We start from the raw sequence: 5,010 nt of genomic DNA, 5'->3' as shown, positions 1-5,010 counted from the left end.
GCGATCCGGCAGCCCCCGATCTCATCGCGCGGCGGATCGACGTCGATCTTGGCTACGGCCTGAGCGGGCCGTTTGTGCGGCGGGTCAGCGTCGACGGCGTGCGTCTGCGCGGCGCCTATGATGGGCAGGGCGTGCATCTCGGCGCGCTCGATCGACTGCTGCCCAAGTCCACCGGCAAGGCAGGTTTGCCGGACATCGCGGTCTCCCTTGCCGACACGGAAGTTGCGTTGGAAACGCCCATCGGCGCGCTGAGCCTGGCGATCGCGGGGGATGGCAATCCAGCGCGGACCTTCGCCGGCGACGCACGGATCGCATCCCTTGCGCTCACCGCCGGCGGCTGCGCCGCGAACGATGTCGCGGCCGTGCTGAAGATCGCCACGCGGGCCGGTAAACCCTCACTGCAAGGCCCGGTGCGCACCAGCGGTGTCAGCTGCCCCGGGCAGAAAATCCAACTGGGGCAAGGCGCGGCGCAGATCGCGCTGACGGCCGATGCAGCGTTGGAACGGCTTACGTTGGACGCCAATGTTGCAGGCTTCGGCGGTCGCCTTCAGTCGGTCGAGATCAGCTCGATGGACGGCGCCATCACCGGTTCGCGGTCGTCCACCGGCTTCGGCGCGACGGGTCGGCTTAACCTCAAGTCGCTTTCCGCCCCCGCGCTCGTGAAGCGGATTGCCGCGCTCTCCGGCAGCGCCGACGGCACGCCCGCCGGCCCTGCCGTGACCCGCGCTGTCGCCGCCGCAGCACGATTGCTTCGGCGTAGCGACGCCACACTCGATCTCGATCTTCTCGGCAGGACAGGCAAGCCGATCGAGGTGCGGCTGCATCGCGTGACGCTGCTGGGCGAGAATGGCGCACGACTGGAGGCGATCGAACGGGGCGGGCTCAGCTGGACCGCCGCCGGGCTGCACAGCGACGCCAATATCACGACATCGGGCGGGGACCTGCCAACGCTCGCGCTGCGCCTCCGCCAGACCAAAGCGGGCGCACCGCTGACGGGCGAGGCGGTGATCCAGTCTTATCGGGCGGGCGCAGCGCAGCTGACGGCGACACCGGTCCAATTTGCGTGGGATGGGCAAATGGCGCGGTTCGGAACGTCGCTGACACTGGACGGGCCGTTCAGCGGTGGGTCGGTGCGCGCACTGACCCTCCCGGTGCGCGGCACCGCTTCCGCGGCAGGCGCACTGACGCTCGATCCGGGCTGTCACATCATCAGCTTCCAGCAGCTGCAGCTCACCTCCTTCACCTTCGATGCAGCGCGCCTGCCGGTGTGCGGAGAGCCGATCGTCCAGCGCAGTGCGGGTGGCGCGGTGCAGATTCATGCGCGCACTGGCCCGCTTCGCCTGATAGGCCGAACTCGCGACGGCGCGCCGGTGACGCTGAGCGCCACCCAGACGAACTTCAGCAATTCCGGCCTGGCCGCGCGCAATGTCGATGCGACGCTCGGGCGCGCGGGCCAACAGACGCACCTCGCCATCGACACGCTGGGCGGCACGATCCGCAACGGCCGCGTCGGCGGGCGCTTTGCCGGGACGAGCGGTGCGATCGCGAACGTGCCGCTGAACCTGGCTGATGCGCAGGGCGAATGGACGCTCGCCGATGGCCGACTGAAGCTGGCCGGCATGCTCAACGTCAGCGATGCCGAGACGCTGGCCCCGCGCTTTCGCCCGCTCGCGACCGACGACGCTACCCTGGGGCTGGACGGCGGCATCATCACGGCCAACGCAACGCTGCGGGAGCCGAAGAGCCGGGCGGAGGTGACGCGGGTTGCATTGACCCATGACCTGTCGAGCGGCACCGGCCACGCCACGCTCGATGTGCCCGGCATCACCTTCGTGCCCAAGGGCCTGCAGCCGGAACAGATCACCCCGTTGACGCTAGGCGTGATCGCCAACGTCGCGGGCACCGTTTTCGGTAATGGGCGGATCGACTGGAACAGTCAGGGTGTCACCAGCAGCGGCGATTTCGCCACCGATCGCGCCGACTTTGCCGCGGCGTTCGGCCCGGTGGTGGGGCTGAAGGGCAAGATCCACTTCACCGATCTGCTGGGCCTGGTGACCGCGCCGGACCAGGAGGCGACCGTCGCCGAGATCAATCCGGGTGTCGCGGTGACCAACGGAGTGGTGCGTTACCAGCTGATTGGCGACAACCGCGTCCAGATCAACGCAGCCGACTGGCCGTTTGCGGGCGGCAATCTGAGCCTGGATCCGGCGACCGTGGCGTTTGGCGGGGCGGAGCGCAGGCTGACGTTCCGCATTCGCGGGCTGGATGCGGCGGCGTTCGTGCAGCAGCTGGACTTTCCCAACATCTCCGCCACGGGAACCTTCGATGGCGAGCTGCCGATGGTGTTCGACCAAGCCGGGGGGCGCATCGAGAAGGGGCAGATCGTCGCGCGGGGCGGCGGGACCATCGCCTATGTCGGCGAGCTCACCAACGCCCAGCTGGGCATGATGGGCAAGCTGGCCTTCGACGCGCTGAAGGCGATCCGTTACTCCTCGCTGGACATCACGTTGGACGGGAGGCTGGACGGCGAGATGGTGAGCCTAGTGCGCTTCACCGGCATCCGCGAGGCGACACCCGAACAGAGCCTGGTCACGCGCCTGATCCGCAACCTGCCGTTCCGCTTCAATATCGCCATCCGGGCGCCGTTCCGCGGGCTGGTCGGGTCCGCGCGTTCCTATATCGACCCGCGGCTGCTGCTGACGCAGGTGCCGCCATCCCCCAAGCCAACCGACGCTGAACCGAATATTCAGCCCCCCGCAAGCGGAGTCGTGCGATGAATAGCCCATGCTTGACGATGCATCGTTCTGGTGCGAGCCCATGGTCGATGAATCGGTGGCCTCTTGTTGTTGGCGTTGGCCTGATCCTGTCGGGCTGCGTTACAGTAAAGGCCCCCGATAAGCCGATCGAGATCAACCTGAACATCAACGTGAAGCAGGAAGTCGTCGTCAGCCTGAAGCAGGATGCCAGCGACTTCATCGCTTCCAACCCGGATCTGTTCCCGAAATGACCAAGCACCGCCACTTCCTCACCGCCGCTCTCACCAGCCTGTCGTTGCTGGCGGCCCCTGCGCTCGCGCAGAGCGCGGCGGTCGATGCCGCGCTGGCGTCGGGCGCGGTCGGCGAACAGGCCGACGGCTATCTGGGTTTTGCCCGCCCGCCCTCGCCCGCGCTGAAGGCCGAGGTGGACGCGATCAACATCAAGCGCCGCCAGGGCTATACCCAGGTCGCGCAGGCCAAGAACGTGCCGATCGAGGCGTTCGCGGTGTCGGTCGGCTGCAACACGCTGGCCAAGCTGAAGCCGGGCCGGGCCTATAATGTCGGCGGCGCGTGGGCGGTGAAGGGCAATGCCCCGATCACCCTGCCTAGCCAATGCGGCGGCTGACGGATCGCCGAGCCCTCGCTTCGTCATTGCGAGCGTAGCGAAGGAATCCAGTGCGGGCCTGGATCGCCACGGCGCTGACGCGCCTCGCGATGACGGTTGAAGGTTAGCCCTGGCCGAACCTTTTTCCCATCACGATGAGATTGCCCTGCTCGTAGCCGAGCGCGCGGTAGAAGCCGGCGACCTGTTCGTTTTCGGCGCGGATCATCAGGCGGATGGTGGAGGCGCCCTGCCCAACCAACCATTGCTCGGCGGCGGTGACGATCGCGCGGCCGAGGCCGGTGCCGCGATGGCTGCGGGCGACGGCGAGATAATAGAACCAGCCGCGATGGCCGTCATAGCCGATCATGGCGGTGCCGACGATGCGGCCGCCGTCGCGCGCGGCGAGGATGGTCGAGCTGGGGCAGGCGAGCGCGGCAGCGATGTCGGCGCGGGGATCGTTCCAGGGCTGGAGCAGGTTGGCTTCGTCCCACAGGTCGATCGCCTGTTCGGTTTCGTCGGGGGCGAGGGGCGCGATTTTAGCCATTGGGCGCACTTCCGTCATCCCCGCGGACGCGGGGATCCCGCTTCTTCTCGCGCGGTAAAGGCAGCGGGATCCCGGCTTTCGCCGGGATGACGGCGGGAGCGCGTCATCCCAGCCGGGCCAGGGCCGCGCGGAGGCGATCGGCTTCGGCGGCCTTGGCGTCGTGATCCTCGCGGGCCTTCGCGACGGCCTCGGGCTTGGCCTTTTCGACGAAGGCGGGGTTCTTGAGGCGGCCGGCGAGGCTGTCGCGTTCCTTCTCGGCGGCTTCGGCCCCCTTGGCGAGGCGGGCGCGTTCGGCGGCGAGATCCAACACATCGCCCACCGGCAGCATGTAGGTTGCGCCGTCGATCGTCACTTGCAGCATATTGGCTTTGGGCCATACCGACGCATCATAAGGCAGGGTCGTCGCCGTCTTTAGATCGACGACCAAGCCGCTCATCGTGAAGGCCGCAACGTCTAAGCGCGCCATTCTCGAAATAGCAGGCCCGTTTCGCCGGAAGCGCTCTCGTGTTTCCTCATCTGCTTCATGCGCGAGGACGTTGAGTCGTGCGCTGGGCGGCACGTTCAGCTCGCTGCGGGCGGCGCGGATCTCGCTGACGAGCTTGATCAGCCATTCGACCTCGGCCGAGGCGGCGGGATCGATCGCGCGGGCATCCGCCATCGGCCAATGGCCGACGATCAGATCGTCCGGGCGATCGGCGAGCGCGTGCCACAGCTCTTCGGTGATGAAGGGCATGAAGGGGTGGAGCATGACCAGGATCTGATCGAGGACCCAGCCGACGACGGCGCGGGTTTCGACGGCGGCGGGGCTTTCGTTCTGCCCGCGGGTGGGGTTGGCCTCCTCGCCTAGGGTCGAGAATGTGGCCTGGTCGGACTCCCCTCCCCCGACCCCTCCCGCAAGCGGGAGGGGGGAGAGGACAGGCTTGATCAGCTCCAGGTACCAGTCGCAGAAGCTGGCCCAGGTGAAGTGGTAGATGGTGTTGGCGGCTTCGTCGAAGCGGAGGTCGGCGAGGGCGAGATCGAGGGACTGGATGGTCTTGACGGTCTGGGCGATGATCCAGCGGTTGATGGCGAGATCGGCCTTGGGCGGCTCCAGCGTGGTCGATCCG

Annotated in this window: 5 protein-coding genes; 3 read left to right on the top strand and 2 right to left on the bottom strand. The window is 67.7% G+C overall.

The window, feature by feature from the left end:
* From ACOJSI_RS12975 to ACOJSI_RS12965, 3 genes are all read left to right on the top strand, one after another.
* Positions 1–2,777 (top strand): intermembrane phospholipid transport protein YdbH family protein (locus ACOJSI_RS12975; RefSeq protein WP_420138715.1); only part of this gene is annotated, 2,777 nt, incomplete at its 5' end.
* A 47-nt stretch (positions 2,778–2,824) separates the two neighbouring features.
* Positions 2,825–3,007, top strand: coding sequence for a YnbE family lipoprotein (locus ACOJSI_RS12970; RefSeq protein WP_420138714.1), 183 nt, complete (start codon positions 2,825–2,827; stop codon positions 3,005–3,007).
* On the top strand, positions 3,004–3,381 hold the full coding sequence (locus ACOJSI_RS12965) for a YdbL family protein (RefSeq protein WP_420138713.1): 378 nt from the start codon (positions 3,004–3,006) through the stop codon (positions 3,379–3,381). Before ACOJSI_RS12970 ends, ACOJSI_RS12965 begins: the two co-directional genes overlap by 4 nt.
* Positions 3,382–3,484: 103 nt before the next feature.
* On the opposite strand, the gene ACOJSI_RS12960 is transcribed toward ACOJSI_RS12965, so the two are convergent.
* The gene (locus tag ACOJSI_RS12960) at positions 3,485–3,904 is read right to left on the bottom strand and encodes a GNAT family acetyltransferase (RefSeq protein WP_420138712.1); all 420 of its coding nucleotides are present in this window, start codon (positions 3,902–3,904) and stop codon (positions 3,485–3,487) included.
* A gap of 103 nt (positions 3,905–4,007) precedes the next feature.
* The coding region (locus ACOJSI_RS12955) for a class I tRNA ligase family protein (protein WP_420138711.1) at positions 4,008–5,010 on the bottom strand (1,003 nt) is incomplete at its 5' end.

The sequence above is a fragment of the Sphingomonas sp. genome (assembly GCF_048595155.1).
Lineage (GTDB): Bacteria > Pseudomonadota > Alphaproteobacteria > Sphingomonadales > Sphingomonadaceae > Sphingomonas_I.
The sequence above is the reverse complement of the archived record's forward strand: the minus strand, read 5'-3'. Positions and strand labels throughout refer to the sequence as shown.

What these genes read in the sequence shown, in the direction of transcription:
- ACOJSI_RS12965 (WP_420138713.1), top strand. Translation starts at nt 3,004, where the DNA reads ATGACCAAGCACCGCCACTTCCTCACCGCCGCTCTCACCAGCCTGTCG.
- ACOJSI_RS12970 (WP_420138714.1), top strand. Translation starts at nt 2,825, where the DNA reads ATGAATCGGTGGCCTCTTGTTGTTGGCGTTGGCCTGATCCTGTCGGGC.
- ACOJSI_RS12960 (WP_420138712.1), bottom strand. Translation starts at nt 3,904, where the DNA reads ATGGCTAAAATCGCGCCCCTCGCCCCCGACGAAACCGAACAGGCGATC.